Origin of the sequence: Burkholderia sp. JP2-270 (genome assembly GCF_003233675.1) — a bacterium.
Classification (GTDB): domain Bacteria; phylum Pseudomonadota; class Gammaproteobacteria; order Burkholderiales; family Burkholderiaceae; genus Burkholderia; species Burkholderia pyrrocinia_C.
In genome coordinates this window covers 205,867-231,576 of the sequence record NZ_CP029828.1, presented here as the reverse complement: position 1 = coordinate 231,576, position 25,710 = coordinate 205,867, and the positions used below count along the sequence as shown (strand labels likewise).

The following is a 25,710-nucleotide window of genomic DNA, read 5'->3' as shown; positions in this document are numbered from 1 at the left end:
CCGCCTCGCCCCGGCCGGGAGAACGAACATGAATGCCGCGATGCTCTGTACCCGCGATGTTGCCACGTGTTCGGCACAAGCAACCGTCGTCGAGGCGGCGGAAATGATGCGCGACGCGCACGCCGGCGATCTGATCGTCGTGCGCGAACAGGAGGGGCAATGCGTGCCGGTCGGTGTGGTGACCGATCGCGACATCGTGCTGACGGTGGTCAGCCCCGATGCGCAGGCCGGCTCGCTGTTCGTCGGTGACATCATGTCGGCGCCCGTCGCGACCGCGAACGTCGACGACGACATCTGGCTGCTCGCGAAGCGGATGCGCCAGCACGGCGTCCGTCGATTGCCGGTCGTCGGCGGCGACGGCGAACTGGTCGGCATTGTGTCGCTCGACGATCTGCTGCGTGCCGCTGCGGCGCTGCTCGACGAGTTGCGGCTCGTGGCGGCCCGCCAGCCGTATTTCGAGGAGAAGCAGCGTGGCTGATCCGGTCGATTCCAGCTTCCGTCGCGCCGGGTATGGCGCAGCGACGATCTCGATGCCGGTGCGACGCGCCCTCCGGCCGCGCGCGAACCCATGACACGCGGCCGGCAAACCGACCCGCGCAACCGGATACGCCGGTGGCTCGGCGCAATCGGTCTCTGCCTACTGCTGTCGAGCGCGACGACGTGGCTCGGGGCGATCCACGATCATCCGGTGAGCACCGGTGTCCTGGCCGGCATGACCGCGCCGGAATGCGGGCGCGTGAGCGCTCGGCCGGCCGGATCGCTGCTGACAGCACCGATTCCGGAACACGACGTCTGCCTGCCTCTGTTCGTTTATCGCGCGTCGTATCCGGACGCCGCGAGCGACGTCGCGTCGTACCGCACATGGATCCTGCAGCAACGGGTCGGTGAGTTCTGGCAATTGTTCGGCTACGTGCTTCTGCTGTGGGCCGCGATCCTCGGCCTCGTCGTCGGCCCGATATGGATCTTCCGGCGGCGGGCCGGAAATCACCATCGCGCCTCGCGGCGTGGCGCAACCGATGATGGAAGCGGGATGCGCTCGCACGGCAAGCAAGGGGGTAATCATGACGATCTCCGGTGAATTGAACGAGACGGACTGGACCGTGGCGATCGAAACGGTTGGCGTTGCGACCGGCGGCTACCGCTGCCGTGTCCACGTGATGATCCGCTCGTCCGACTGCAAGTGCGAGCATGTCTTCCCGCATCACCGGGTATTCGCGACCGAGCGCGAGGCAGCGCTGGAGGGGCTGCGCAGCGGTATGACATGGATCGAAATGAAGAAATCGGACACCTTCACGTACTGACGGACGGCGTTGCTCACGGTCATCTGCGCTGCATGCGAACCGGCGAGCACGGCGACACGGACCCTGCGCGCGCGTCATGATCCGGGCCCTGCGAATGCCGCGTCGCCGGCATCCCGCCGGGCCGCCAGCATGCGTTGATCCCGGTCAAAGCCGCGCGGCACGGCCTCAATACGATGGATCGCATCTCCGCGAAGAAAGACGACCATGAACAGGCTCAGATGCGCATGCCGCGTTCTCGCGCTGTGCGCGTCGGCGTGCTGCGTGCCGACGCAGCCGGCACATGCGCAGCATGCGCGGCATGTACCCCGTCAGGATTTCCACAGCAGGGATTTCCACGGGCGGGACTTTCGCCATTTTGCGCCGAGGGAGCGTACGCGGTGGCAGCGCGGTCGATGGGTCCAGGACTGGCACGGCGGGCGTTACGCGTGGTGGTGGATCGTCGACGGTTACTGGTACATCTATCCTGAACCGATGTATCCGTATCCGACCTACATTCCGCCTGCGATCGTCGTTCAGCGGCCGCCACCGACCCCAGCCCGGCTACCGCCGGCACGTGCGTGGTACTACTGTAACGACCCGCGCGGATACTATCCGTATGTCGCGTCGTGCAATGGCGTGTGGACCGCGGTTCCGTCGACCCCGGGCCCCGCGCCGCAATGACGGAAGCGACGCTTGTTAGCATCGCAGCGACCGGGTCCCGGCTGCACGATTGCGCGCGAGCGACGCGGGAGGGCGCATGATGAACGGATCCTGGCCGGACGCTGACGTCGACGACGTGCTGCTGACGGATTGGTATGAACTGACGATGATGCAGGCCGCGTTCGATGCTGGAATGAACGACATGGCCAGCTTCGAGTTCTTCGTACGGGCGCTTCCCGAGCATCGGGCATTCCTGATGGCGGCGGGATTAGCGCCCGTGCTCGACTATCTGGAGGGCCTGCGCTTTCCGGCTGCCGCCGTTGAACGACTGGCCGCGACCGGGAGCTTGCGAGACGATTTCCTCGCGTCGCTCGCCGGCTTCCACTTTACGGGTACGGTCGACGCGATGCCGGAAGGCACGGTGTTCTTCGCCGAGGAACCGATCCTGCGGATCACGGCGCCGTTTCGCGAGGCGCAGTTCGTCGAAAGCCGCGTGATGAACCTGCTCCATTACGCAACGCTGGTTGCAAGCAAGGCCGCACGCGTCACGCTCGTCGTGCATGGCAGGTTGTTGGTCGACTTCGGCATGCGGCGCGCGCATGGCGCGGAGGCGGCGATGCTGTCCGCGCGGGCCAGCTACCTGGCAGGATTCAACGGCACGGCGACCCTGCTCGCAGGGTTGCGCTACGACATTCCCGTGTACGGCACGATGGCTCATTCATACGTCCAGGCGCACGACGACGAAGCGCTCGCGTTCGAGCATTTCGCGCGATCGCAGCCGGATAACGCGTTGCTGCTGATCGATACATACGATACGGAGCACGCGGCACACAAGGTCGTCGAACTGGCGCGGCGGCTTGCGCCCGACGACGTGCGCATCAAGGGTGTCCGGATCGACAGCGGCGATCTGGCGGCGCACGGGCGCAACGTGCGCGCGATTCTCGACCACGGTGGCCTGACGGACGCGACGATCTTCGCGAGCGGCAATCTCGACGAAATCCGCCTGCAGGAACTCGTCCACCAGCACGCGCCGATCGACGGTTTCGGAATCGGCACGCAGATGAGTACGTCGGCGGACGCACCGTGCCTCGACTGCGCGTACAAGCTCGTCGAGTATGCGGGCCGGCCGCGCTGCAAACGCTCGGAAGGCAAGGCCACGCTGCCCGGCCGCAAGCAGGTGTTCCGGCAATACGGCCCGGACGGGCGAATCGCCGCCGACTGCCTCGGACTCGACGGCGAGCATATCGACAGAACCCCGCTGTTGCGTCCCGTCATGATGGGAGGGGCGTGACTCGCGGCCCCCACGCTCGGCGAGAGCCGCATTCACGCAATGCGCGAACTGTCCACGCTGCCCGATCCGATGCATGCGCTGGCGCCCGTCATGCCGCTGCAGCCGGCGATTTCTCCGGCGCTGGCGGCACTCGTCGCGCAGGAGCATGCCAGATCGGACACGCACGCGGGGCAGCAAGCGGCATGAACGATGCCCATATCCCGGCCGGCCGCGCGATCACCTTGCGCGACAAGGTGGCCGCATTGCGCGAGCCCGCGGCCTGGCCAGACGGCACGAGATCGGTCGAGGGCGTGGAGACGCACATGTCATGGGTATTCCTGACGGAACGGTACGCGTGGAAGCTCAAGAAGCCCGTGCGCGCACCGCAACTCGATTTTCGAACGCTGGCCGCGCGCCATCGCTTCTGTTGCGTAAGCACTCGATCAGCACCGTAGCGTAGGTCGTCGACGACGGGGAGTCGCGATGCTATCGGATGGGCTCGACGTGAGCAGTAGACGGCAGCGACAGAGCCACGTTCCACGGCAGCAGTTCGTCGATGCGGTTGATCGGATGGTCAGCAATGCGCTCGAGCACGTAGGCGAGATACGCCTCGGGATCGAGGCCGTTCAGGCGTGCCGTGCCGATCAGGCTATACATCGCGGCGGCACGTTCGCCACCGGAGTCGGCGCCGGCGAACAAGTAATTCCGTCTGCCGAGGGCGACGCCGCGCAGTGCTCGCTCGGCGATCAGGTTGTCGATTTCCGCACGCCCGTCGCTGCAGTAGTAGATGAGCGCCGGCCAGCGATTCAGAGCGTACTGAATCGCCTTGGTCGTGTCGGATTTTGCAGAGAGCGTGGCGAGCGTTGCTTCGAACCAGCGTTTCATGTCGTCGAGCAGCGGTACCGCTCGCGCCTGGCGCACACTGTGCCGCTCATCAGGTGGTTTGCCACGGATCTGCTCCTCGATCTTGTAGAGCGCGCCGATCCGGTGCAGCGCTTCCTCCGTTACCGCATTGGGACGGACGGCATGTAGATCATGGATCTTTCGGCGAGCGTGGGCCATGCAGGCAGCTTCCTGGATGGTGCCGCCGCGATACAGCTCGGCATAGCCGGCAAACGCATCGGCCTGCAGCACGCCGGCGAAGTCTGCAAGATGCTGCTGGGGATGCTCGCCCCGTCGATCGGGCGTGTAGGCGAACCAGACCGCCGCCGGCTCTTCGGAGGCACTCGGCCGGTCATCACGCACGTAGACCCACAGACGTCCTGTCTTTGTGCGACCGTTGCCGGGCGCCAGCACTGGCAACGGCGTGTCGTCAGCATGAACCTTGCCGCCGGCCAGCGCGTAGCGGCGCACGGTGTCGACCAGCGGGGCGAGCAACGCTGTGATGCTTCCCATCCAATACCCCATCGCACCCGGATCGATCTCGACGCCGTCGCGCGCGTACATGACTGCCTGGCGATGCAGCGGGATGTGGTACGCGAACTTCGACACGGCGATGTGCGCGAGCAGCGCTGGGCCCGGGATGCCACGATCGATCGGTCGACTCGGTGCCGCGGCCTGCACGATGCGATCGCAGCATGCGCAGGCCAACTTCGGACGGCGGTGGCGAATCACGCGGAAGTGCGCCCGGACGTATTCGAGCTGTTCCGCGACGTCTTCGCCCAGCGGTTTGAGTTGCCCGCCGCAATCGGGGCAGTCATCGTCGGCGGGCAGATGGATGCGCTCTTCGCGCTCAAGGTGATCGGGCAACGGCTTGCGGCCCACACCTTCGCGACTCGGCCGTTTCACTGCAGCAGCCGTGGCCATATCGGCCGAGCCTTCATCGGCCTGCAGGTCTTCCAGCCGCAATTCAAGCTGTTCGATCTGGCGATCCAGCTTCTCCGATTTCCGGCCGAACTGCATCCGGCGCAGCTTGGCGATCATCAGCTTCAGATGTTCGATCTCGATCGCGCGCGACGAGAGCTGCTCGCGCAAATTGGCGACCATCGCCTTCAGCGCGTCAATGTCGTCGGGGAGATCGGCGGGAGCAGCAGACATGCAGTGAGCTTACACGACGCCACCATCAAGCTCTCCACGCGTAATGAACGTTTACAACGCGCTTCTCGGGCGAGCTGCATCGATCGGCTGCCGCCAATCGAAACCTTCGAGCAAGAGCGCGAGCTGAGCGGTCGTGAGCGCGACAACACCGGCATCGGCGCGCGGCCACGCGAAACGTCCTTTCTCGAGGCGCTTCGAGAGCAGGCACAGGCCACCGTCGCACCACCACAAGCACTTCAGCAAGTCGCCGCGCTTACCCCGGAACACGAACACGTGCCCGCTGTAGGGATCCTTCTCCAGCACGGTTTGGACCTTCGCGGCCAACGAGTTGAAGCCGGAACGCATGTCCGTGACGCCCGCTGCGATCCAGATTCGCGTGTTCGGCGGGATCACTTTAGACAGTCTCGTAAATACTGCTCGGCGAACTCCTGCGACACACCGCGGATACGAATACGTCGTTTGCCGACCTCGATCTCGATTTCACAGCCCGGCGGCATCGCCGGGCTCGCCGACCTATCCAGCGTTTGCGCCAGCGCGTGGTTTGGGATGTCTTTCGCTGGCAGATCGACCACCTCAACAGGCAGCAGCGCGACGTTTGGTATCGACGCTGCACGTTGCGCATCTAGCAAGCTTCTTCGCCACTGCGCGACCATATTGGCGTTCAAGCCATGCGCACGGGCCACCTCGGCAATCGAGCGATTCGGATCGTTCGCTTCGGCAGCAACCGCTTCCCAAAACTCCTTCGTGTAGTTCCTCGATCCCGGTTGTCTTCCATGCACCACTGGCTTCATCAATCTGATTCCCATTACATTTGATGGGAATCAGATTGCCTGTGCCGCGCCCTCATGAACAGACGGTACGTGTCGAGTGCTTACTCTGTTGCGAAGAGGTGCGTTTGAACCGTCGGCTTGCGCCCGACGTCTATCTCGATGTGGTACCGCTCGTCGTCGACGCCCGCGGTTGCCTGCATGCGGACGGACCCGGCGAAATCGTCGACTGGCTGGTCCGGATGCGGCGCCTGCCGGCCGCACGCATGCTCGACCGCGTGTTGTCGTGCGGCATGGCTACCGCAGGCGATGCGTGTCGCATCGCGGCTCGCCTGAGCGCGTTCTACCATGCCCTGGCACCCGCGCGAATCGAAGGTGCGGCGTATCGCGAAGCGCTGCGTTGCACGATCGACACCAACGAACGCGCGTTGTGCAAGCCGCTCGCGGGCCAGTCCGCCGATGTCGTGCGGACGCTCTGCGCGCGGCAGCGTTCGTTGCTCGTGTGTGAAGCCGCGCGCTTCGACCTGCGTGTGCGGCAGGGGCATGTCGTCGAAGGGCACGGCGATCTGCGTCCCGAACACGTCTGCATCGACGATCCGGTCGCGATCATCGATTGCCTCGAATTCTGCAGACGACTGCGAGTCCAGGATGCGGCCGACGAGGTCGGCTTTCTCGCGCTCGAATGCGAGCGTCTCGGCGCGCCGGGTTTCGCGGACGCGCTCGTCGATGCCTATCGCTCGGCGAGCGGCGACGATGTCGACGACGGATGCGTGCATTTCTACCAGAGCTGCCGGGCCATGACGCGCGCGCGGCTTGCCGTGTGGCACCTGCGCGAGCCCGCGTTCAGGGCGACGCCGGTCTGACGCGAGCGCGCGAGCACGTACATCGCGCTTGCCCGGCGGCACGCCGACGCCTGCGAGCGCACGTGGGTGGCCAGCCACGTCAGCGCCGCAGCAGGTCCGTGAGCGAGCCGCCGCGATGGATACGCGCAATCGCCTCGGCAAACAGCGGCGCGCTGTCGAGTATCGCGAGCTTGTCCCTGAGCGGCCCGGCCGGCACGCGCCAGGGCGGCACCGTGTCGGTCACGGCGATGCCGGCGAGCGCGTCGCCGCCGAGCAGGTCGGCCGCGTCGTCAAAGAACATCCCGTGCGTCGCGACCGCGTAGACGGATTGCGCGCCGAGCGTGCGGCAATCCTCGGCCGTGCGGGCCAATGTCGTCCCGGTGCCGATCAGGTCGTCGACGATGACGGCGCAACGGCCGGCGACCTCGCCCACGATCGGCTTGGGTGTCACGATGCCGCCGCTGCGCAGCTTGCCGGCGAATGCCGCGTCGACCGGGCGCCCGATGCGCGCTTCCAGCCGGGTACGGAAATCCTCGGCGCGCCGCACGCCCCCCGCGTCGGGAGATACGACCACGACCGGCCGTTCGCCCGTTTGCGCGGCGAACCAGTCGACCAGCATGCCGTTCGCCTCGAGATGCTCCGTCGGACAGCGAAACGCGTTCTGGAACGCCGCGATGTTGTGGATGTCGATCGTGACGACACGATCGACGCCCACCGCTTCGAGCAACAGGGCGACATAGCGCGTGGAGACCGGATCGCGCGGCTGAGACCGGCGGTCCTTGCGCGAGTAGCACAGGTAGGGCGTTACCGCACAGACGCGTGCGGCCGACGCGTCCTTCAACGCACCGATGAACAGCAGCAACCGGCACAGCTTGTCGTTGACGGAACTGCCTGGCTCGCCGTGCAACGACTGCACGACGTAGACATCGTGTCCGCGCACGCTGACCAGCGCACGCGTCTTGTGTTCGCCGTCCTCGAACGGGCGTTCCTCGTGCGCGGCGAGCGTGACGCCGAGACGGGCCGCGATTCGTTCGCCGAAGGCGCGACACGAGTCGAACGCGAACAGGCTGAAAGGGAGTCGTTCCATGGCATGGCTACCTCGATTCATGCAGTTATCGGGCGTCGCGCATCATGACGCGCTTTGACGTGTTCAACGGTGATGCGGACGGCATCTGTTCGCTTCAGCAGCTCCGGCTCGAGATGCCGGCCGAGTCGGTGCTCGTGACGGGGTGCAAGCGCGACATCGCGCTGCTCGCGCGCGTGCCGGCCTCCGGGGGCGACATCGTCACCGTCCTGGACGTTTCGCTCGACGCGAACCGCGCGGCACTCAATGCGCTGCTGGCGCGCGGGGTCGACGTCGACTATTTCGATCACCACATGCCCGGCGCCGTGCCCGCTCATCCGCACCTTCGCGCGTATATCGACACGGCGCCGGACACCTGTACGAGCGTCATCGTCGACCGGTACCTGGCGGGCCGGCAGCGGCTCTGGGCGGTGGTCGGTGCCTATGGCGACAATCTCGTCGGCGTGGCAGGCAGGCTCGCCGCCGCCTGCGGCCTGACGGATACTGATGCCTACCGTCTGCAGGTGCTCGGCGAATCCGTCAACTACAACGGTTACGGCGATCGCCCGGACGACCTCTACATGGCACCGCTGGCCGTGTATGCGGCGGTGCGGCACTATGCGAACCCGCTCGAGTTCGCGAGGTCGCCGCTCGCGCGGCGCCTCGACGTCAACCGGCGACGCGATATCGCGCGTGCGGAGCGACAGCGCGCCAACATCGCGCTGCCGGGGGCGGACGTCTACATCCTTCCCGACACCCGCTGGGCGCGCCGAGTGCGCGGTGTCTTTGCCAACCGGCTCGCATGCAGGGGCGCGGTGCGCGCCCACGCGGTGCTTACTTTCGCGGCAGCGGGCGGATATACCGTCAGCGTTCGCGCACCGGTTGCCGCACCGGTCGATGCCGATCGTCTTTGCCGAGCATTTCCGGAGGGGGGCGGCCGGAAAGCAGCAGCCGGCATCAACCGGCTCGCGCCCGATCGTCTCGATGCGTTCGTCGAGGCGCTCGCGAACGCGTACCCCGCCGCGTGAGCCGACGCAGGCGCGCTCGTTGGTGCGGTACGGCGTAGCCGGAACGGGTGTCATCGGGATGCTCCTGAACGGTGGCCGTTGCGTGGCAGGACTCGCTGCAATCGTGGCGCCACGCAATGCAGGGCGGTTGACGCATGTTAAGCCTGCCGGCCGTTCCGCCCGGGAAGATGAAGCGCCATCATCGGCGGGGAGAGGCGTCGTGGAGCACCATGCGGAGGTATTTCGGGGCGGGCGCTGGACGCTGTTCGACTGCTCCGGGCACTAGCTACATTCTGCACCAGCGTGGGTGCGCCAAAGAGTCCGTCCTGGGTAATCTGGGGTGGTCGTGGTCGCACTTGCGGGCGGTGACCTTCGAGCGCATTCAGCAGCGAGGTCTCCTCGCCGCAGATGTAGGCGCCTCGCCTAACGACCAGCTTGAGCTCGAACGCCGGTTGTAAACACCCGGAGGCGCGCGCCTGCTCCAGCGCTTGCGACATGACTTGTGCGGCGAACGGGTTCGGTTAAGACCGTTTCAGCGGCCAGGCTGGCCCCCGTGGGGGCGGCTGTAACCGGTCGACAACCGCTCACGCCGTGGCGTAGTGGGCCCGGCATTCCGTCTCGCGCCCGCGAATCACTCTTTGTCCCGCGAGCGACCCACGCGTCTCGGTAACGACGGTCCGCTGATTCTCCTCATGACCATCGTTGTAGAAATAGAGCACGACCCAGTCCTCGACGCGTCCAAGTTCATGCGCGCGCAGCGTATTGGAGAAGAGTGCCGTGAAATGCCATCCATCCCGGGTGACGTGAAGCACCGGTAGCCACGCCTTGCCCTGCGGGTTCAATCGCCGGGGCGCGATGGTCGGTAGCGCCCCGGCGGTGGCCTTCTCGCGATAGAGCCGATCTACCTCGAGAAGCAGGGAGACGTCAGGTTCGGCGTGCGGCGCGGCGTGTCGCCGGAGATGTGGCCAGCGCCGCCGCCGGCTCAACATGTCGTTGAGTACCGCGCGAACGCTTGCCGTACGTCGCGGGCCCGTGCCTTCGATCCGGTCGAGACGTCCATCGCGGGTGGCCAGTTCGAGATCCTCGAGCGTCTCGACACGCAGCGTATCGTGAATGCGTGCGGCAAGTTCCGGGCCGATGCCAGGAACCGTCTGGAACAGGGCCGCAAGATCGGTATCCCCGCGTAGCCGCTCCAGTTGGCCCCAGTGACCAGTGATTAGCATTTCGGCGATAGCGCTCGCGATGCCCTTGCCGACGCCCGGGATCGCATCGAGCGCATCGATCCCCCCTTCATCAAAGAGGGCACGGATGTCCGAGCCGAGATGATCGATGGTGTCCGCAGCAGTGCGATACGCGCCGACCCGGAATGGATTGGCGCCTTGCGCGTCGAGACGCCGCGCCGCCTCCAGCAGACAGCCGGCGATGCGCTGATTGTCCGGGAACGCGAGGGGTGCGGTGGTGTGCATTCGTCAACCTCGGCGCCGATCGGCGTTGCCACTTGCGCGCTCGCGCCGGATGGAACGCCATGCGGGGATGTGCTACAGGCGTTCCGCGTGTCGTTTGACCTGACCATGCAGTTTACGTACTGCGTCTTCGAGCATACGCGTGACGTCGTTGAACGCATCGCGCAGCGCGATGTACACGTCTTCATCACGCTCCCTGTCCGACACCAGCTCATGCCCGGGAATCGTCAAGTCGATGCGGACATTGAACGACTTGCCCCGATGCTTGTGCTTCTCGTCCAGAATCGCGCTAACGCGGCAGCGCATGATGTCGGGGCAGAATTTGTCGAGCTTCGAAGCATGCGTTCTCACAGCCTGTTCGATGCCGTCCGAGCGCGTCATGCCCTGAAAGGAGATTTCCAAAGGTAGTTTCATGGTCTGGTTCACTCGAAATTGCGATCGATCCATGCAAAAGCGAATGTTTTCACATGTTCATGCACCGGTCGGCGGAGCCGAAGGAGTACCGATAGCGTTAATTGTGCGATCTGCGGTTTGTCGCGGCATGACACAGGTCAATCGTGTGTGGGGGGCATGAGGACAACGACCTTCGAATCAACTTCGCGGTGACCGGCATGTACGTGTCTGGGCGGATGCGCATGGCATACCACGGGTCAAAAGTCCCCGCCAGCTATCCGGTTTGCGTCAATGGCGGTCTACGCCCTTGACGGGGGGAGCAAGCCCAACTCGCGCATTTCGCGGTACGACAGTTCGCGCCTGCGCACGCCGTAGAGGCCGCGCCCGCCGTAAATGTGCTCCAGATCGAAAAGGTCGGAAGGATTGACCAGCCGCCCCAGCACCGCGTCGAACACGGTCTGTCCTGGCACCCGGCCGTTCGCCGCGCTCATGAGGCGCGAACGGAAGATGACCGAGCTCGACCCGGTACCAGATGTCACCGATCTTATGCGCCTGCGCGTGCGCGGACATTTCGCGCATGCGGCCATGCAGTTCCGCCTTGCGGTGCGCCGCACGATTTTGTCTCTTCTGCTCGGGAGAGACATAATGCGCGTTCCGGAGCAACGTGCCGAGTTCCGGGTGTACGTAGAATTCGGAATTCGCCACTTCCAGCGGCACCACGCCCGCGCGAGGCAGATGGACCCGCACGCGTCCTTGCTTCAGCGAAGTATTGGTGGCGACGAGCGTGCCGAAGATATCCGGACTCACCCGTGGCTGCGTCGCTGCCCATGCCGCGCGATATTCGTCGCGCACCGCGAGCCAAGGCGCTCCGACGTGCGCTGAAAGGAAAGTGCGCAGCGCCGAATAGCTGCTCTTCAATGTCGCGTAGGCTCAGCTGGAAGCGGAAATACCAGCGGACCGCCTGGCTGATAACTGCTGCGGGGAGTCGATGACCATGGTAGAGCGCTTTCGGTTTCATCGCATCATCTTACGCGACCACAACCGCCAACGTGACAGCGCCGTCGCGATGGCATGAGCTGCATTTCGGATCATTGAGCAACTACCGGGAAGGGGATGAATAGCACTTCTGCCAGCCGGTCTATTTCGGCGAAGTACTTTCGGAATAGTTGCGCGTTGAACTGTTTGCGGATCCGGTCGCAGGCGGTGTTTCAGAATGCTGGCCGATGGTTCGGGGCGAACCGATCGGGGGGCGGTGCATGGCTACATCTTTCGTGCGGCGGTCCGGACGTCGAGACCGGCCGAACACTATACGCCTCGAGTGCGCGCTTGCCGGGAAGGCGTTTTCACGCCATCGGAAATCGCTTTGATCGCGTGATGTCGATAACCGGTCCAGCTTGATATTCACGGTCACGGAATCAGGCTTTTCCGACCGAGCAATGACAGATGGACGATGAGTTCCTGGCCACCGGTCCGATGTGTTTTCCATTCCGCGTCGCCACCCACCAGCGCGACATGCTCGCGGATAGCGAACAGCATTGCAGGCGGCAGCCCGTTGGCGAGGTCGTCGTCGACGAAGTCGTCCTCACGCACCGTCAACCTAACGAATCCACCAGATTCCAGCAACCGCAGCGAAATGCGCGAATCCGGCGCGCGCAGCCGTGCGCGCTCAAGCGCATCTCGAGCGATTCGGTACAGGACGGCGGCGGCGGTAGTATCGATGTCAGTCTCGCGCAAGTCGGTATGGACCCTCAAGCCATATCGGGCGAGCAGATCCCGTGCGAGCCATTCGAGGGTCGCCGCGAGCCCGAGATCGTCGAGCATCGGCGGCCGGAGGTCGGCCGTGACGCGGCGCACGAGATCGACCAGTTCGTCCAGCTGCGTGTCGATTCTGCCATCAGACGCGAGCGTGCGAGCCGCCCGTTGCGGGTGAGTGTCCTGACTGGCATTCAGCGCGGCCACTTCCATCTTGACGGCGTTGAGCCGTTGCGCGAGTTCCTCGTGCAACTGGCGGGCAAGACTCGTTCGCTCGACCTCGCGCGCGATCTGCAGCGTGCGGGCCAGTTCGCGCAGCGCGTGCCTCGACTCGCGCAGTTCCTGCTCCGTCATATTGCGCAGTGTGACATCCTGCAAGGCGACGAGGATCGACGCAGGGCGTGCGTGGTCGAACGCGATCGCCGTGACATCGACATCCCGCGTCAGCCCATCGAGCCGAGTCACCTTGCCGCTCGTCGGCCTGGCCACCAACCCGGGCGCATGCGACCGCCCCACAAGCTGTTGGCGCACCCCTTTGCAGCCCTCCGGATCGAGCCAGTCGGATGACGGGCGCCCGAGCACCTCTGCGGCGTCGGTCGCGCCGAACAGGGCGAGGCAGGCCGGATTGACGCAGACGATCGTCTCATCGCGGCTCAACCATGTCGCGACGGGACTGAGTTCGACGCAGACGCGGTAACGCGCTTCGCTGTCATGCGCCGCATCGTGCATGCGTCGTTGCTCGCTGACATCCCGAACGATGATCGCGCGAAACGCCTGTCGGCCGACGTTGGCCTTCGACACCGATGCGCTGACAAAAAATACCGTGCCGTCCGCATGCAGCGCTTTCATCCCGGGGCCGTTGCGCGCGGCCAGGCTCGCTTCCTCGAGTCCCGGTCCCACGTGGCTACGGCAGGCAGAACGATAGTCCGGCATCAGCGTCGCAATATCGACGCCAATCACGGATCGAGTGGCCCGTCCGAACAGGCGCTCGGCGGCAGCGTTGAACAGGACGATGCGGTCCCGTTCGTCGACAGCGAGGATCGCATCGACCGTCCTGTTTGCAATGGCTTTCGTCAGACGTTCCGATATGGCGAGACGCCGCACCTTACAGAAAAGCCAGACCCAACCTCCGAGCAGGAGGATCGCACTCGCGGCGGTCAACACATCCATGGCATCGCTGTTCGGTGTCTACGATTATCAAAGTGTCAAATATACTTGACGACCGGATCATCACGGAAGAAAAATAGCGGCCGGCGATGTCCGTCAATGTTTCAATGGCGCAGGAGGGTGTAATACGCGTTCCGGTCGTCGGTTCCTTCTCTTTCGAGGCCTGCGGTATGAATATGACTTTCCGGCTACCCGTCGCATTGCAGCGGCACGAGAACGAACGGTTCGATATCGATGCGCAGGACGATGAAACGTTTGCAGACAAGCAGGTCGAATTCATTCGCGCGCTGTACGGTCATGCCCTCTATCTGCGGACTTGCGGACGGGAAGCCGCCGTCGGCGATGCGTTTCTGGCCGGAATCGTGAACGTGCTGGAGGCGCTGGAACTCAATTCCCCCGAAGAGGCCCAGCAGTGCCTGACGAGGCTGAAGCAGATCATGGACGCCGTGTTTTCGCGTCGCCCGACCGACGGAATGGAGGTGTCCGAGGCGTGATGTGCGTCACGCATTGCGTTACTTAATGTCGAACAAGCGCGCGTAATCCTGCTTCATTACGCGATGACACTCGCACGCATGATGCTCGATGGCGGATCGGTCGAGTATCCTGATCTGGCCAGGGCGATAGTTAAGCGCTCCGTCGGCTTCCAGATTCCTCAGTGCGTCGACCGCAAGTGCGCCGTCGGCGCCAAGCACACCCGGGAAGACCTTGCGGCTCACCTGGAGGTCGTTCGAATCAAGACGGTCGAGCGTCTGGAGGAGCCATCGGCACAGCTGTTCGCGCGGCGAGTGATGGCGGTTACACACGGCAATCTGAGACATTTGAGCGAGCAGCGCCTGCGTATAGCGCAGCAGCAGCTGTTGGAACGTGCCGGCGCGCAAAAATTCGCGTTTCGCCACTTCAACGTCGAGGCGATACGCATGACCCGCACCCTGCACGATCACGCGATTCGCTGCGCGCGATTCGCCAATGCAGGCGGGCAATCCGATGAGGCCGTCGTTGCCCACCATCGCGAGGCCGAGCGGTGCGCCGGCCTTCGTGCTGTGAAAAATGACGCATGCCGCCGTCGTGGGGAGATAGACGTGGCTCAGGATCTCGCCCTGCTTGTGCACGACTTGTCCGAGCATCAGTTCCACCGGTACGAGATGAGGCGCAAGCCGCTCGAGTTCGCTGGCCGCTAGCGCGCCCAGCAACTGGTTGCCACCGGGCGGCAGGCCGTTGAGCTGTGAGGGGCGTGAAGCGACGCGAAGCGACAGCGTTCCATCGTTAACACGTGCGACGAGGTCAAGGTGCTGGCGTATCAGCGCGTCGCGATTTCGCTCCGGAAACAAGCTGAGCACTGCGGACCGGACGTCATCGTGGCCGAGCGCATCGAGGATGCGCAGCTTGGCCAGCGTACCGAGGTCGCTCTTCCCCGTGCGCCAAGCCGATATCTGCGACCGGGTCAATGCGAGCGCCTCCGCTAGCTGCGCGTCGCTGTGGAAACCGCCGAGCCCTTTTACGTCGTCGAATAATGCATACCAGTCGTGCACGATGTTTGGCCTGCGACAAATGCCTTGCGGAGAGAGAACAGGGGGATCGAATCCGGCGCCCATTTATAGCACAAATGCAGTGCGAATCCGTGCGTGCCGCGACGTTTCTCCCCGGTGGGCAAGGAAGCACCATCGACGTCCGACCTATCGAATCGATCCGGGCACTTTGACGAATTCCTTTCGTTTCCGGGTAGCGCGCTACCGGAGCAGTCAGCGACTTTTTGCGTTACACGAGCCCCCTTCCTCGCATGCAGCGCGCATCAGACGCGGATAGATGCCGACAGCGATCCATGTGCTCCTCTGATGTTTATCTGGCAGCCATCGCTGCACGATATGCATCGGCTCGCTACGCACCGTTGAGGGAAGGTCCAAAAACTGGCGTGATCGGATGACTAGTTTGACGAGAATCAACGTCCCACCCGCTGCGCCCCCTCATTGTGTACTAGGCTGAGTCCAGAATGGCTGGCAGCGATCGACTGATCGGAATTTTCATATGTTTGATTTGGAGGACGCCACTATGAACGAAGAAAGCATGGCGAAGCCGTCCGCTAGTAGCTGGGTAGCGTGTGATGCAACCCTTCGAATGCTGGCTCGCGTACAGGACTTGCGCAACGAGTGGCATGCGCTACAGCAGCGACGGATCGATCGGGATCGGGATGCGACACATCGGCTGCAAGCCGCCCTCACGGATGAACATGACTTGCGCGCATTCCGTGACACGTGGCAACAGTCGTTGACTGCGTACGCGCAGGCGAGTTCGGCGATCTGGCTGGACACCGCAATGTGGTCGGGCCACGCGCAGCGCGAATGCGTGAATGCGGTGATCGACTGGCTTCGCGATTGCCAGGCAGCCGGACTGCATGACTGGCAGCGACTGGTCGGCGCGGGTGCGCAGAATGCACCGTGGCAGAACTGGATGACGGAACTCGAGCGGGCAACTTTCGAATCCGTCCGTCCGGATGGCGGGCTGGGGAAGGCCGGTGGTAACCGGGCAGGTGCGGCTGCACACTGATATGCCGCAGTTGACGCGGCAGCTCCGCCAAGAGCCTAGGTTCGATCTTCGACGCGGCAGTCACTAACCAGTTCGCTGAGCGCAGCAAGGATCAGAACGATGCCGATCCACAAAGCCGATTGTGCCGAGGTCTTCTCGGAGATTGCCGACTTGCTCGCCATCCAGGGCACCAATCCCTTTCGCGTACGCGCTTATCGCAACGCTGCGCGTACGGTAACCGTCCGTCTCGCGTGTTCCATATGTCCGAAGTGCATCGTCTTGTCGAGCGTACGCCATGCAGCGTAGCCGTCGGACATCAACATGCCTGCGCAATCTTCGAGCAAGGCCTTCCGAGACGCGTCAATACGAGCCGGCTCGATGCGTCGATAGAAGGTGAGTCGTCTCGTGCAGCGTCTTGATGGCCATGTCGACCGTCGGCGCCGCATGCGCGTCGATCCGACGCATGTACGGACAGGTCAGCACCGCGATCGCATGGCCGGACGGCCCGAGGATCGGTGCGGTCAGGTCGGTCACGCCGTACGCCTGGCGGCTGTCCTGGCGCAGGTAGCCGGCCTGCCGGATGGACTGGCATGCATGCGCGAGTTCCTGCTCGTTCAGCGGCGCCTCGCCTTTGACTTTGCTATGCTCGGTCAGCATGTGCGCCCGCTGCTCGGGGCCCTGGAACGACAGCATCACACGCCCGGATGCCGAATCGGCGAGCCCGACACGCGAGCCGAGCCGGACCGACACGCCCCACGGGCCGGGACCGTCGACCTGCGCGATCACGAGCAGGTTGCCGCGATCGTAGACGGACAGGTGGCACGACTGCTCGGAGGCGTCGGCGAAGCGCTGCATCGGCGGCAACGCTTCGGCGATCAGCCGGCTCATCGGCGGATGCTGGTGCGCGAGCGAGAACAGCTTGAGGCTGAGCGTGTAGCGATCGCCGCCGGTTGAGCGCATCACGTAGCGGCGTGCGACGAGGCGTTCGAGCATCCGATAGATCTCGCTCGCGTTGCGGCCGAGTTCCTTCGTGATTTCGGTGCGGGTGAGGCCTTCTTTCTGGTTCATCGAGGATTACCGGGGAACGCGGCGCGGATCTTGAGGAAGAAGTATTCCTCGTAGCGGTACCCGTATGCCCTGCGTTTGATGACCTTGATGGTGTTGTTGATGCCTTCGACGACGCTGGTATTGAGCGGATGGCGGCAGCGGGCGAGGATGCCGTGCCAATAACCCTGCAGACGCTGAGCAAACAGTTGCAGCGCGGCAATCCCGCTTTGCCGGGCTTGCTCGATCCATTGCTCCCAGGCTTTCTGCGCCCAAGCTGGCTTCTGGTAGAACCAGAGCCGTTTGAGTTCGTCGCGTAGCAGGTAGACGCACAACAACGGCTGATTGGCGGCCAGCAGTTCCTTCAGATGCACGGCCTGTTCCTGCTTCAGGTTGCGGCGGTTGCGCAGCAGCAGCCATCGACTGGACTTCAGAACCTTCCGGGCCGGCCGGTCATGGCGTAGCTGATTGGCCTGATCCACCCGTACCCGATCGATGACTTCGCGCCTGTACTTGGCGACGACGTGGAACAGGTCGTAGACCACCTCGGCTTGCGGACACTGCGCCTTGATCTCCAGCTCGTAGGCCGTGGTCATGTCGATCGCGACCGCTTCGATGCGCTCGGCGACGCCTGCGGGAAGTTGTTCGAAGGGCCCTGGAGGTATCCGGAATTCCGTGTGTGAGGCGGGTTGAGATTCAGACTCCAATGTTGAATCGTTCCGGGTAAAGCAGTGCGAACTGCGTCATCGCGCTCTTCCAATCGTGTCGGGAGCCGGTCCACTTGGCCACGACGTTGCGCAGCGCCAGCCAGATCAGTTTGAGCGCGGCCTCGTCCGACGGGAAGTGGCCGCGCGCCTTGATGATCTTCCGAAGCTGCATGTGCAGCGACTCGATCGCGTTTGTAACCGGCATGATATAGCCGGTGCCTCGCGTTCCCGCGCCGAGCGGTTTGAGCGTATGGTGTGACCATCCGGGACATGGGGCACTGGGGAGCACTTCGGGTGGGCAGGCCGTTCCTATACGATGAGCCGCGAGCTCGTGTTAGTAGTTGGCCGCCCCTGCGACCCGCCCGGTTGCGCTGCGAGCGCGAATCCGTAGTTGTCGTGCTGTCCCACCGGCTCCCAACAGTGATCTGAAACGGGAGACGGTTATGCGAATCGTAGGGTTAGATGTGTCGCGCTCCGTGGCCGAGATCGCGTACCTGGAGGATGGCACGCTGCATGCAGGCGGCCGCACCGGGTTGCGACGCGATGAACTGGAGCGCTTTGCGGCAAAGCTGCGTGCCACCGATCATGTGGTACTCGAAGCGACCGGCAATACCACTGCCATCGTCAACGTCTTGCGCGCGCATGTCGCGCGTGTGGCGATTGCCAATCCGCTGCAAGTTAGGCTGATCGCGGAGGCTCGCGTCAAGACGGACAAGATCGATGCAGCCGTGCTGGCACAGCTGTATGCGAGCGGTTTTCTGCCGGAAGTATGGATGCCGGACGAGCACACGCTGGCGTTGCGTCGACAGATCGCGCGCCGCTCACAGCTGGTGCGGCAACGTACACGGCTGAAGAACGAGATTCACGCAGTCCTGATTGCACACCTGATCGAGCGGTGTCCCGCCACCGATCTTTTTGGCAAGAAGGGGCGTGCGTGGCTCGGTGTTCAACCGCTGCCACTGGATGAACGACTGGGTGTTGAGCAGCGACTGCGCGAACTGGACCGCCTCGGCGACGATCTGCGCGAGGTGGAGCAAGCGCTCGCACAAGCGACCATCGACGATGCGCGATTGCGCGTGATGCTAACGATCACTGGCGTGAACACCACAGTGGCGATCGGACTGCTATCGGCCATCGGCGACATCGCGCGGTTTCCGAATCCGGAGAAGTTGGTGAGCTACTTCGGTCTCAATCCATCAGTCTATCAATCCGGTCCGGCACCGGCCAGGCATGGTCACATCACCAAGCGCGGGCGCTCTTATGCACGGGCGATGCTGGTCGAAGCCGCTTGGGGTGCAACGCAAGCGCCCGGGCCGCTGCGCGCCTTCTTCCTGCGCGTGCGCGATCGCCGCGGCCAGCAAATTGCCGCCGTCGCGACTGCTCGCAAACTCGCAGTAATCGTATGGTATGTGCTGACACGCGGTGAACCGTTCGCGTGGGATCGCCCGGCGTTGACTGCGCACAAACTGCGTGCGCTGGAACTGCAGGCTGGAATGCCGGCGCAGCATGGCCCGCGCAAAGGTTCGGCTGCGGCCTACAGTCTGAAGAGTGTGCGTCAGCAAGAGCGAGCCGTGGCCGAGCAGGCTGAGCGAACCTATCAGAGACTGTTTAACCGGTGGAAACAGTCGCGCCCCAAATCAGACAGCGCGCCGATACGGTGGCCGCAGGCGCGAACATAGCGAACGAGCGAAGCGCGGTGCGGGACTTGTGCATTTCATCCGTCGTATATACAATTTTCCGGATGTCAGGCGCGAAGGCGTAGAACGGAATCACCTGATCCCAGGCTCGGCGCCAGAGCGCGGCAATCGGAGGGTATTTCGTACCCCACGGGCTCGTATCGAACGCGTCCAGCGCCACGGCGGCCGCTTCGGCCGACGCTGCCCGATAGACCTCCTTGAGCGCCGCCGCGACCGATTTCCTGTCTTTCCAGCTGGCGAAGTCCAACGAGTTCCGGATCAGATGCACGATGCAGGTCTGGACCGTCGTTTCCGGGAACACCGTGTTGATCGCTTCCGGGAAGCCCTTCAGGCCGTCGACCACGGCAATCAGGATATCCTGCACGCCGCGCAGCTTAAGGTCGTTCACTACCCGCAGCCAGAACTTGGCCCCCTCGGTCTGCTCGATCCAGAGGCCCAACACGTCGCGTGTGCCGTCGCGGCGCACGCCCAGCGCCAGGTAGATCGCCTTGTTACGCACGACGCCTTCGTCGCGGATCTTGACTCGCAAGGCGTCGAAGAACACGACCGGGTACATCGGCTCGAGCGGCCGCTGTTGCCACTCGCGCACTTCATCGATCACCGCGTCGGTGACCGTGCTGATGAAGTCTGGTGACACCTCGATGCCGTACATCTCTTGCAGGAAGCCCTGAATCTCCCGCACGCTCATGCCGCGTGCGTACATCGCGATGATCTTGTCGTCGAAGCCGGTGAAGCGTCGCTCGCCCTTGGCGATCAGCACCGGATCGAAAGTGCCTTCGCGGTCGCGCGGAATCTCGACGTCGAGCAGGTCGTCGTCGGTCGTGATGCGCTTGCGGCTGGTGCCGTTGCGATGGTTCGTGCGGCCTGCTGGCTTGGCATCGCCCTTCTCGTAGCCGAGGTGGTGGGTCAGTTCGCCGCCCAGCGCGCGTTCGAAGATTGCCTTCTTGAGCGCCGCAAGCTGCTCGTTGATCGTCGCCCGATCCAGCGTGCCGGGTACCAGTTGCTTGATCAGTTCCGGGTCCAGGTTCAAACCCTTGCCCGGTTCAATCGTCACTTCTTCCTTGCGTTTGCGTGGCATAACGTGGCTCCTTGGCCATCAGTTTATGCCTCACACACAAACATTCGGATAGGCTCAAGGCCCTGGCCGTCTCGCGAGAGCGCCCCTGTCCGATCCAGAGCACTTGCCGGCCGATCGGATCGACCACCACCGTGGCGTAGCGATGGCCTTTATGGAGCGCGAACTCGTCCATCGCCAGATAGCGGATCGTTGACCAGTCCGGCTCGGCCACGCGTGCGCGTAAGCGCATCTTGTCGATCGATTTGACCGTATGCCAGCCCAGGTCGTAGAAGGCCGCTACCGCCTGCACGCTGGCCGCTTGCAGCAGCTTCTCGCAGGCCTTGGCGAATCGCTCGGTCACCCGCTGGTAGCGGCCCAGCCAGTCCAGCTTCTCCAGCCTCGGCCCGCCGCAGCGTTCGCACCAGACCCGGCGACGGGGGACATGCAGTACCACCCGATACTCGAACAGCGGCAGATCGCGCACGCGCCGCACCGTCGTTTCATGAGTCTGCTGGCAACGCGCTCCGCATTGTTCGCAGTACATGACCTTGCTGACCGGCTTCAAGTACAGCGACAGCGTGCGGCTATCGCCCTCCGGCCACTCCACCCGCTCCAGCCGATAGCCTGTCCAGCAACCCAGTGCCTGAAGTGCCTTGCGATCGAGCAATTCTTCCTCCTGACCTCCATAAAGTCAGGCGTCAGGTTACGCAATCGCTCTCCAAGGCTCCACGGTTTCCTGCGATGAACCCAACTTTTGGGGGTAGTTCAATTCTACCTACCACGATCAATTTCTCGCTCCGGCCAACACTTGATGCGCGTCAATCGGGCACACCGGCCGGGACGCGATCCTGACATCTCCTGGGGGAGAGGAGATGGCGAGCCTTTGACTAGGTCGTCGTGCTTCTCCGTTCGCCTTTGATCGGACACGTTGTTTTGCCCTGTTTATCGCCGAATTGATGCTGTGCCATGCACGGGTGGCGTCACTCCCTCCGTAAATGGAAAGCTGGTCGGTGATGCCTTGACCGAGACGTCGATGACTGGACCTTGGCATACGCAGAGCGCGGAGGAGGTCGCACGACATTTGGCGTCAGATCCCGCGAGCGGTATCGGCAGCTACGAAGCATTGGGTCGTCTGGAACAGTACGGACCCAACGAAATTGTCGAGGCGAAGCAACGCCCGCTCGTCGCGATGGTCGCTGCGCAGTTTCAAGACTTCATGATTCTCGTGCTCGTGGCGGTCGCGATCCTGTCAGGCATCTTGGGTGACTTCAAAGATTCGCTTGTGATCGTCGCGATTGTGATCCTGAATGCGGCAATCGGCTTCATTCAGGACTTCCGTGCGGAACGCGCGATGGCAGAGCTCAAGCAGCTCGCCGCACTCGACGCGACGGTTCTCCGCGACGGCCAGCGTTCGACGATTCCCGCGGCCTGGCTCGTACCGGGCGACGTCGTGCTGCTGGAGGCCGGCAGCGCAGTGCCGGCCGATATGCGCCTGATCGACGCACCCCAATTGAAGGTGAGCGAAGCCACGCTTACGGGCGAGGCCATCCCGGTCGAGAAGAGCGTCAGTCCGCTCGATGACGTGGGACTGCCACTCGCTGACCAGACTAACATGGCCTTCAAGGGCACGATGGTCACGTACGGGCGCGCACGTGGCATGGTGGTTGCTACAGGAATGGGCACGCAACTTGGGCGAATCGCGACGCTGCTCGAACAGGCGCCGCACACAGCGACGCCGCTGCAAAACCGTCTCGCCACGTTCGGACGTCAGCTTACCGTGCTGATTCTGGTATTGTGCACGGCTATTTTCGTGGCGGGTGTACTACGCGGTGAACCGTTGCTGCTGATGTTGCTTACGGCGATGAGTCTCGCAGTCGCCGCGATTCCCGAAGCGTTGCCCGCCATCGTGACCGTCATGCTTGCACTGGGTGCCCGAAACATGGCGCGGTGCAAGGCACTTGTGCGCAGGCTGCCTGCGGTCGAAACGCTCGGCTCCGTGAGCTACATCTGCACCGACAAGACTGGAACGCTCACGCTTAACGAGATGCGCGTAGTTGCGCTTTACCCATGCGGTGACCGCCGGGTGGACTTGGAATCGGCGAACCGCTACGGCGTGACGGCGCGATTGCTCGAAGCCGCCGCATTGAGCAACGACGCCGGATATGATGAGCGCGGCGAGCCCGTGGGAGATCCAACGGAAGTGGCCATGTGCCGCGGCGCAGCCGACGCGGGGTTCGACAAGCGCCGGCTCGAAAAGGCGATGCCGCGCTGTATGGAGTTCGCTTTCGACTCCGACCGCAAACGGATGACGACGATCCATCGTGCGGCGACCGGTTTCGTCGCGTACTCGAAGGGCGCGCCCGAGGCAATTGTCGAACGGTGTACCTCAATGGCTGCCAGCGACAGCGATCACATGGTCGACAGCAACGACGGCGCATTGTTCGAGCGCGCGGCGCTGCTCGCCGTGGCAAGCACAATGGCTGCGGACGGACTTCGGGTGCTTGCGATCGCGCGGCGAGAATGGTCGGCACTACCCGAGCCCGACAGCACGCCGGACGCCGTCGAGCGTGATCTCACGTTGCTTGGGTTCGTGGGTATGCGCGACCCAATCCGCCCCGGAGTGGTCGCGGCGGTCGCGACGTGTCGGGCAGCGGGCATCACGCCAGTAATGATCACAGGGGATCATCCCGTGACCGCGCGAGCGATTGCGCGCTCGCTCGGCCTGCTCGGAGATGGCGACACAGTGATGACAGGACGCGAGCTTGCCGATCTGTCCGATGATGAACTCGCAAGGCGCATTGAGCACGTGAAGGTCTTCGCGCGGCTTGACCCGGCTCAGAAGATTCGCATCGTCGAGTCGATCCAGGCGTGCGGCCACTATGTTGCGATGACGGGCGACGGCGTGAACGATGCGCCTGCACTCTCGCGTGCCAACATTGGTGTGGCAATGGGGCAGGCGGGTACCGACGTCGCGCGCGAGGCGTCAAGCGTCGTTCTCCTCGATGACGACTTCACGACGATCGTGGCCGCCGTCAAGGAGGGGCGGCGCATCTTCGACAACATCCGAAAATTCATACGCTACGTCCTGACCTGCAACGCGGCCGAGCTCTGGGTAATCAGTGCTTCACCGATGCTAGGCCTTCCAATGCCATTGCTGCCTATCCACATTCTATGGATCAACCTGCTCACAGACGGGTTGCCTGGCCTCGCGCTCGCCGCCGAACCGGCCGAGCCGACAATCATGCAGGAGCGTCCGCGGCCGCCGCGCGAGAGCTTCTTCGCGCACGGCATGTGGCAGCACATTTTATGGGTGGGACTCGCCATGGCGGCCGTAACGCTCTTTATGCAGGCCTGGGCGCTAAGTACCAACCATGCCGCATGGCAGTCCATGACCTTCACGGTGCTCGCGCTTTCCCAGATGGGCCACGTGCTTGCGATCCGTTCCGAGCGCCGCTCGTTGTTCGTGCAGGGACTGCGCGCGAACCTGCCGCTGCTAGGCGCGGTCGCGTTGACGGTCGCACTGCAAATGGCAGCGATTTATGTTCCCGCGCTAAACACGTTGCTCCGGACCTCCGCCCTCTCTCTGCCTGAGATGGTGCTTACGCTGGCAGTTTCCGCTGTCATATTCCTACTGGTCGAATTTGAGAAGTACCTCGTGCGTCATGCTCTGATTTACAGATCTGGACGGGGTTCAACCCCGGATGGTGCGAAGCACACTGACAGTACGGAGGATACATGACACCCCGAACCGGCAAGCAGACGGTGCTCGCGCTTCTCCTCGCAGGGCTCATTTCGCTCGGAATTGTCGTGCTGCGCCCGTTCGTGATTCCCATTACATGGGCGTTCATTGTCGCGTACGTGACGTGGCCGATCTATGAACGCATGCGACGTATGACGGGCAACTGGCGATCAACCGCAGCGCTGCTGATGACGGTGCTCCTTACGCTGGTTCTCGTAGTTCCGATGCTGTTGCTCACGATCCCGCTCAAGCGGGAGAGTATCGCGTTTGGTTATGAGCTGGCCGCATGGTTCTCGGACGGGAGTCATGCGCTACCTCGCTCGCTGAGCTCAATTCCATGGATCGGAGCATGGTTACAGGCATCACTGGACGACATCACGCATGAGCCGTCGGCATGGCACGCGCAACTGGCGCAATGGGGCAACCGCTGGATCGGCCTGGCCGCACAGATCGCCGGCGGCGTTGGCCGTAACGCCGTAAAGTTCGGTTTCGCCGTGCTGACGCTTTTCTTCGTTTATCGGGATGGCCAGACGTTGCTCGAACAGGTTCGGCTCGGGCTTGAGCCTTACCTTGGCAAACGGTTCGACGTCTATCTCGCAGCGATCGGCGATGTGTGCCGTTCCGTCGTCTATGGGATCGTGCTGACGGCGACCGCCCAGGGCGCGCTCGCCGGCATCGGCTACTGGGCAGCGGGAGTGAACGCGCCGCTGCTGCTCGCGATTCTGACCGCGCTGGCTGCGTTGCTACCCTTTGGCACACCGCTCGTGTGGGCGCCGGTCGGAATTGCCTTGTTCGTCAACGGCGAAATATGGGCAGGCGTCGGACTGCTTGCTTGGGGGGCGCTGGCAATCAGCGGGGTCGACAACCTCATACGCCCGCTCGTAATTAGCGGCCGAGCGCACATGCCGTTTCTGCTCGTGATCTTCAGTATTTTCGGCGGCATTATGGCGTTTGGTCTCGTTGGCCTCTTTATCGGCCCTTTTGTCATTGCGACCCTGCTTGCCGTCTGGCGAGAGTGGCAGGCTGAACTCGTCGCGGACGAAGGCAAATCGCATCCGAGTACGCGCGACCGAGAAGCGCGGTCCGATTCCGGCAAGGAGAGGCAGGGTGCCTGTGTTCGGGGTCCGGAGCGTCCGGAATGAACGAAGGCACTCGACATCGGCGCGAATACCGTCCTGTCGATTGGCCGCAAGCTCGGAACCGCCGCGGGGCGAGTGGGGTACGGCGCGTGGTGCTGGTTCGTCA

General features: G+C 63.6%; 21 protein-coding genes and 10 pseudogenes. 14 read left to right on the top strand and 17 right to left on the bottom strand.

Annotated features, from left to right (window positions below; translation table 11 throughout):
- Positions 1 to 28: 28 nt before the first annotated feature.
- From DM992_RS40475 to DM992_RS40450, 5 genes and pseudogenes are all read left to right on the top strand, one after another.
- Positions 29 to 478, top strand: a complete 450-nt coding sequence (locus DM992_RS40475; RefSeq protein WP_111021820.1) for a CBS domain-containing protein — start codon at positions 29 to 31, stop codon at positions 476 to 478.
- Positions 479 to 688: 210 nt separating this feature from the next.
- Positions 689 to 1,078, top strand: a complete 390-nt coding sequence (locus DM992_RS40470; RefSeq protein WP_239511556.1) for a hypothetical protein — start codon at positions 689 to 691, stop codon at positions 1,076 to 1,078.
- Entirely contained in the window at positions 1,062 to 1,301 is a 240-nt protein-coding gene (locus tag DM992_RS40465) for a hypothetical protein (protein ID WP_111021819.1), read from the top strand. Before DM992_RS40470 ends, DM992_RS40465 begins: the two co-directional genes overlap by 17 nt.
- A gap of 739 nt (positions 1,302 to 2,040) precedes the next feature.
- Positions 2,041 to 3,417, top strand: a pseudogene (locus DM992_RS40455) (nicotinate phosphoribosyltransferase).
- Positions 3,414 to 3,638, top strand: a pseudogene (locus DM992_RS40450) (hypothetical protein); the annotation flags it as partial. The pseudogenes DM992_RS40455 and DM992_RS40450, both read left to right, overlap by 4 nt.
- Positions 3,639 to 3,696: 58 nt before the next feature.
- Here DM992_RS40450 and DM992_RS40445 read toward each other — a convergent pair.
- The 3 genes from DM992_RS40445 to DM992_RS40435 are packed head-to-tail and all read right to left on the bottom strand — an operon-like array spanning position 3,697 to position 6,038.
- Positions 3,697 to 5,247, bottom strand: a complete 1,551-nt coding sequence (locus DM992_RS40445; protein ID WP_111021702.1) for an IS66 family transposase — start codon at positions 5,245 to 5,247, stop codon at positions 3,697 to 3,699.
- A 51-nt stretch (positions 5,248 to 5,298) separates the two neighbouring features.
- On the bottom strand, positions 5,299 to 5,592 hold the full coding sequence (gene tnpB, locus DM992_RS40440) for an IS66 family insertion sequence element accessory protein TnpB (protein ID WP_051889781.1): 294 nt from the start codon (positions 5,590 to 5,592) through the stop codon (positions 5,299 to 5,301).
- A gap of 44 nt (positions 5,593 to 5,636) precedes the next feature.
- Positions 5,637 to 6,038 (bottom strand): transposase, encoded by a 402-nt coding sequence (locus tag DM992_RS40435; protein ID WP_162631865.1) that lies wholly within the window; start codon positions 6,036 to 6,038, stop codon positions 5,637 to 5,639.
- A 104-nt stretch (positions 6,039 to 6,142) separates the two neighbouring features.
- On the opposite strand from DM992_RS40435, the gene DM992_RS40430 reads away from it, so the two are divergent.
- Positions 6,143 to 6,877: a hypothetical protein gene (locus tag DM992_RS40430; RefSeq protein ID WP_239511554.1), complete on the top strand. Its 735-nt coding sequence runs from the start codon at positions 6,143 to 6,145 to the stop codon at positions 6,875 to 6,877.
- Positions 6,878 to 6,956: 79 nt separating this feature from the next.
- Here DM992_RS40430 and DM992_RS40425 read toward each other — a convergent pair whose 3' ends face one another.
- Entirely contained in the window at positions 6,957 to 7,943 is a 987-nt protein-coding gene (locus DM992_RS40425) for a ribose-phosphate pyrophosphokinase (RefSeq protein ID WP_204356223.1), read from the bottom strand.
- A gap of 44 nt (positions 7,944 to 7,987) precedes the next feature.
- Between DM992_RS40425 and DM992_RS40420 the strand changes: the two genes are divergently transcribed.
- Positions 7,988 to 8,947: an acetyltransferase gene (locus DM992_RS40420; protein ID WP_111021817.1), complete on the top strand. Its 960-nt coding sequence runs from the start codon at positions 7,988 to 7,990 to the stop codon at positions 8,945 to 8,947.
- A gap of 137 nt (positions 8,948 to 9,084) precedes the next feature.
- Here the strand turns inward: DM992_RS40420 and DM992_RS43340 are convergent, their stop codons facing one another.
- From DM992_RS43340 to DM992_RS40400, 4 genes are all read right to left on the bottom strand, one after another.
- Complete coding sequence (locus DM992_RS43340; RefSeq protein ID WP_239511553.1) at positions 9,085 to 9,423, bottom strand: hypothetical protein; 339 nt, start codon at positions 9,421 to 9,423, stop codon at positions 9,085 to 9,087.
- 87 nt (positions 9,424 to 9,510) lie between these two features.
- Positions 9,511 to 10,392 carry a helix-hairpin-helix domain-containing protein gene (locus tag DM992_RS40410; RefSeq protein WP_111021816.1) on the bottom strand — a complete coding sequence of 294 codons (882 nt, stop codon included), beginning with the start codon at positions 10,390 to 10,392 and terminating at the stop codon, positions 9,511 to 9,513.
- 72 nt (positions 10,393 to 10,464) lie between these two features.
- Positions 10,465 to 10,803, bottom strand: a complete 339-nt coding sequence (locus DM992_RS40405) for an HPF/RaiA family ribosome-associated protein (protein WP_111021993.1) — start codon at positions 10,801 to 10,803, stop codon at positions 10,465 to 10,467.
- A gap of 278 nt (positions 10,804 to 11,081) precedes the next feature.
- A complete protein-coding gene (locus DM992_RS40400) occupies positions 11,082 to 11,273 on the bottom strand; it encodes a hypothetical protein (RefSeq protein ID WP_111021815.1) in 192 nt (63 codons plus the stop codon).
- A gap of 16 nt (positions 11,274 to 11,289) precedes the next feature.
- Here DM992_RS40400 and DM992_RS42160 point away from each other — a divergent pair, with 16 nt between their 5' ends.
- On the top strand, positions 11,290 to 11,664 hold the full coding sequence (locus tag DM992_RS42160) for a hypothetical protein (protein WP_162631863.1): 375 nt from the start codon (positions 11,290 to 11,292) through the stop codon (positions 11,662 to 11,664).
- A 22-nt stretch (positions 11,665 to 11,686) separates the two neighbouring features.
- Here DM992_RS42160 and DM992_RS40395 read toward each other — a convergent pair.
- Both DM992_RS40395 and DM992_RS40390 read right to left on the bottom strand, forming a co-directional pair.
- A pseudogene (locus DM992_RS40395) lies at positions 11,687 to 11,800 on the bottom strand (IS6 family transposase); the annotation flags it as partial.
- 389 nt (positions 11,801 to 12,189) lie between these two features.
- A complete protein-coding gene (locus DM992_RS40390) occupies positions 12,190 to 13,704 on the bottom strand; it encodes a PAS domain S-box protein (RefSeq protein WP_111021814.1) in 1,515 nt (504 codons plus the stop codon).
- Positions 13,705 to 13,790: 86 nt separating this feature from the next.
- Between DM992_RS40390 and DM992_RS40385 the strand changes: the two genes are divergently transcribed.
- Complete coding sequence (locus DM992_RS40385; RefSeq protein WP_239511552.1) at positions 13,791 to 14,195, top strand: hypothetical protein; 405 nt, start codon at positions 13,791 to 13,793, stop codon at positions 14,193 to 14,195.
- A gap of 18 nt (positions 14,196 to 14,213) precedes the next feature.
- Here DM992_RS40385 and DM992_RS40380 read toward each other — a convergent pair whose 3' ends face one another.
- Positions 14,214 to 15,230 carry a Crp/Fnr family transcriptional regulator gene (locus DM992_RS40380; protein WP_111021813.1) on the bottom strand — a complete coding sequence of 339 codons (1,017 nt, stop codon included), beginning with the start codon at positions 15,228 to 15,230 and terminating at the stop codon, positions 14,214 to 14,216.
- A gap of 517 nt (positions 15,231 to 15,747) precedes the next feature.
- Between DM992_RS40380 and DM992_RS40375 the strand changes: the two genes are divergently transcribed.
- Positions 15,748 to 16,242: a hypothetical protein gene (locus tag DM992_RS40375; RefSeq protein ID WP_162631877.1), complete on the top strand. Its 495-nt coding sequence runs from the start codon at positions 15,748 to 15,750 to the stop codon at positions 16,240 to 16,242.
- A gap of 99 nt (positions 16,243 to 16,341) precedes the next feature.
- Positions 16,342 to 16,458: pseudogene (locus DM992_RS40370) on the top strand (helix-hairpin-helix domain-containing protein); the annotation flags it as partial.
- A 5-nt stretch (positions 16,459 to 16,463) separates the two neighbouring features.
- Here the strand turns inward: DM992_RS40370 and DM992_RS43335 are convergent.
- The 4 pseudogenes from DM992_RS43335 to DM992_RS40350 all read right to left on the bottom strand — a co-directional run.
- Positions 16,464 to 16,667: pseudogene (locus tag DM992_RS43335) on the bottom strand (transposase); the annotation flags it as partial.
- Positions 16,582 to 17,283 (bottom strand): annotated as a pseudogene (locus DM992_RS40360) (IclR family transcriptional regulator); the annotation flags it as partial. The pseudogenes DM992_RS43335 and DM992_RS40360, both read right to left, overlap by 86 nt.
- A 2-nt stretch (positions 17,284 to 17,285) precedes the next feature.
- Positions 17,286 to 17,915 (bottom strand): annotated as a pseudogene (locus DM992_RS40355) (ISL3 family transposase); the annotation flags it as partial.
- Positions 17,916 to 17,961: 46 nt separating this feature from the next.
- Positions 17,962 to 18,168, bottom strand: a pseudogene (locus tag DM992_RS40350) (transposase); the annotation flags it as partial.
- 247 nt (positions 18,169 to 18,415) lie between these two features.
- On the opposite strand from DM992_RS40350, the gene DM992_RS40340 reads away from it, so the two are divergent.
- A complete protein-coding gene (locus DM992_RS40340; protein ID WP_111021811.1) occupies positions 18,416 to 19,651 on the top strand; it encodes an IS110 family transposase in 1,236 nt (411 codons plus the stop codon).
- Positions 19,652 to 19,682: 31 nt separating this feature from the next.
- Here the strand turns inward: DM992_RS40340 and DM992_RS40335 are convergent.
- Together DM992_RS40335 and DM992_RS40330 are read right to left on the bottom strand one after the other, a co-directional pair.
- Positions 19,683 to 20,747: pseudogene (locus tag DM992_RS40335) on the bottom strand (IS256 family transposase); the annotation flags it as partial.
- Between the two features lie 58 nt (positions 20,748 to 20,805).
- A pseudogene (locus DM992_RS40330) lies at positions 20,806 to 21,393 on the bottom strand (helix-turn-helix domain-containing protein); the annotation flags it as partial.
- Between the two features lie 366 nt (positions 21,394 to 21,759).
- On the opposite strand from DM992_RS40330, the gene DM992_RS40320 reads away from it, so the two are divergent.
- Both DM992_RS40320 and DM992_RS40315 read left to right on the top strand, forming a co-directional pair.
- Positions 21,760 to 24,465, top strand: coding sequence for a cation-translocating P-type ATPase (locus DM992_RS40320; RefSeq protein WP_111021810.1), 2,706 nt, complete (start codon positions 21,760 to 21,762; stop codon positions 24,463 to 24,465).
- Positions 24,462 to 25,607, top strand: coding sequence for an AI-2E family transporter (locus tag DM992_RS40315; protein WP_111021809.1), 1,146 nt, complete (start codon positions 24,462 to 24,464; stop codon positions 25,605 to 25,607). The genes DM992_RS40320 and DM992_RS40315 overlap by 4 nt, the downstream gene beginning before the upstream one ends.
- Positions 25,608 to 25,710 lie beyond the last annotated feature (103 nt).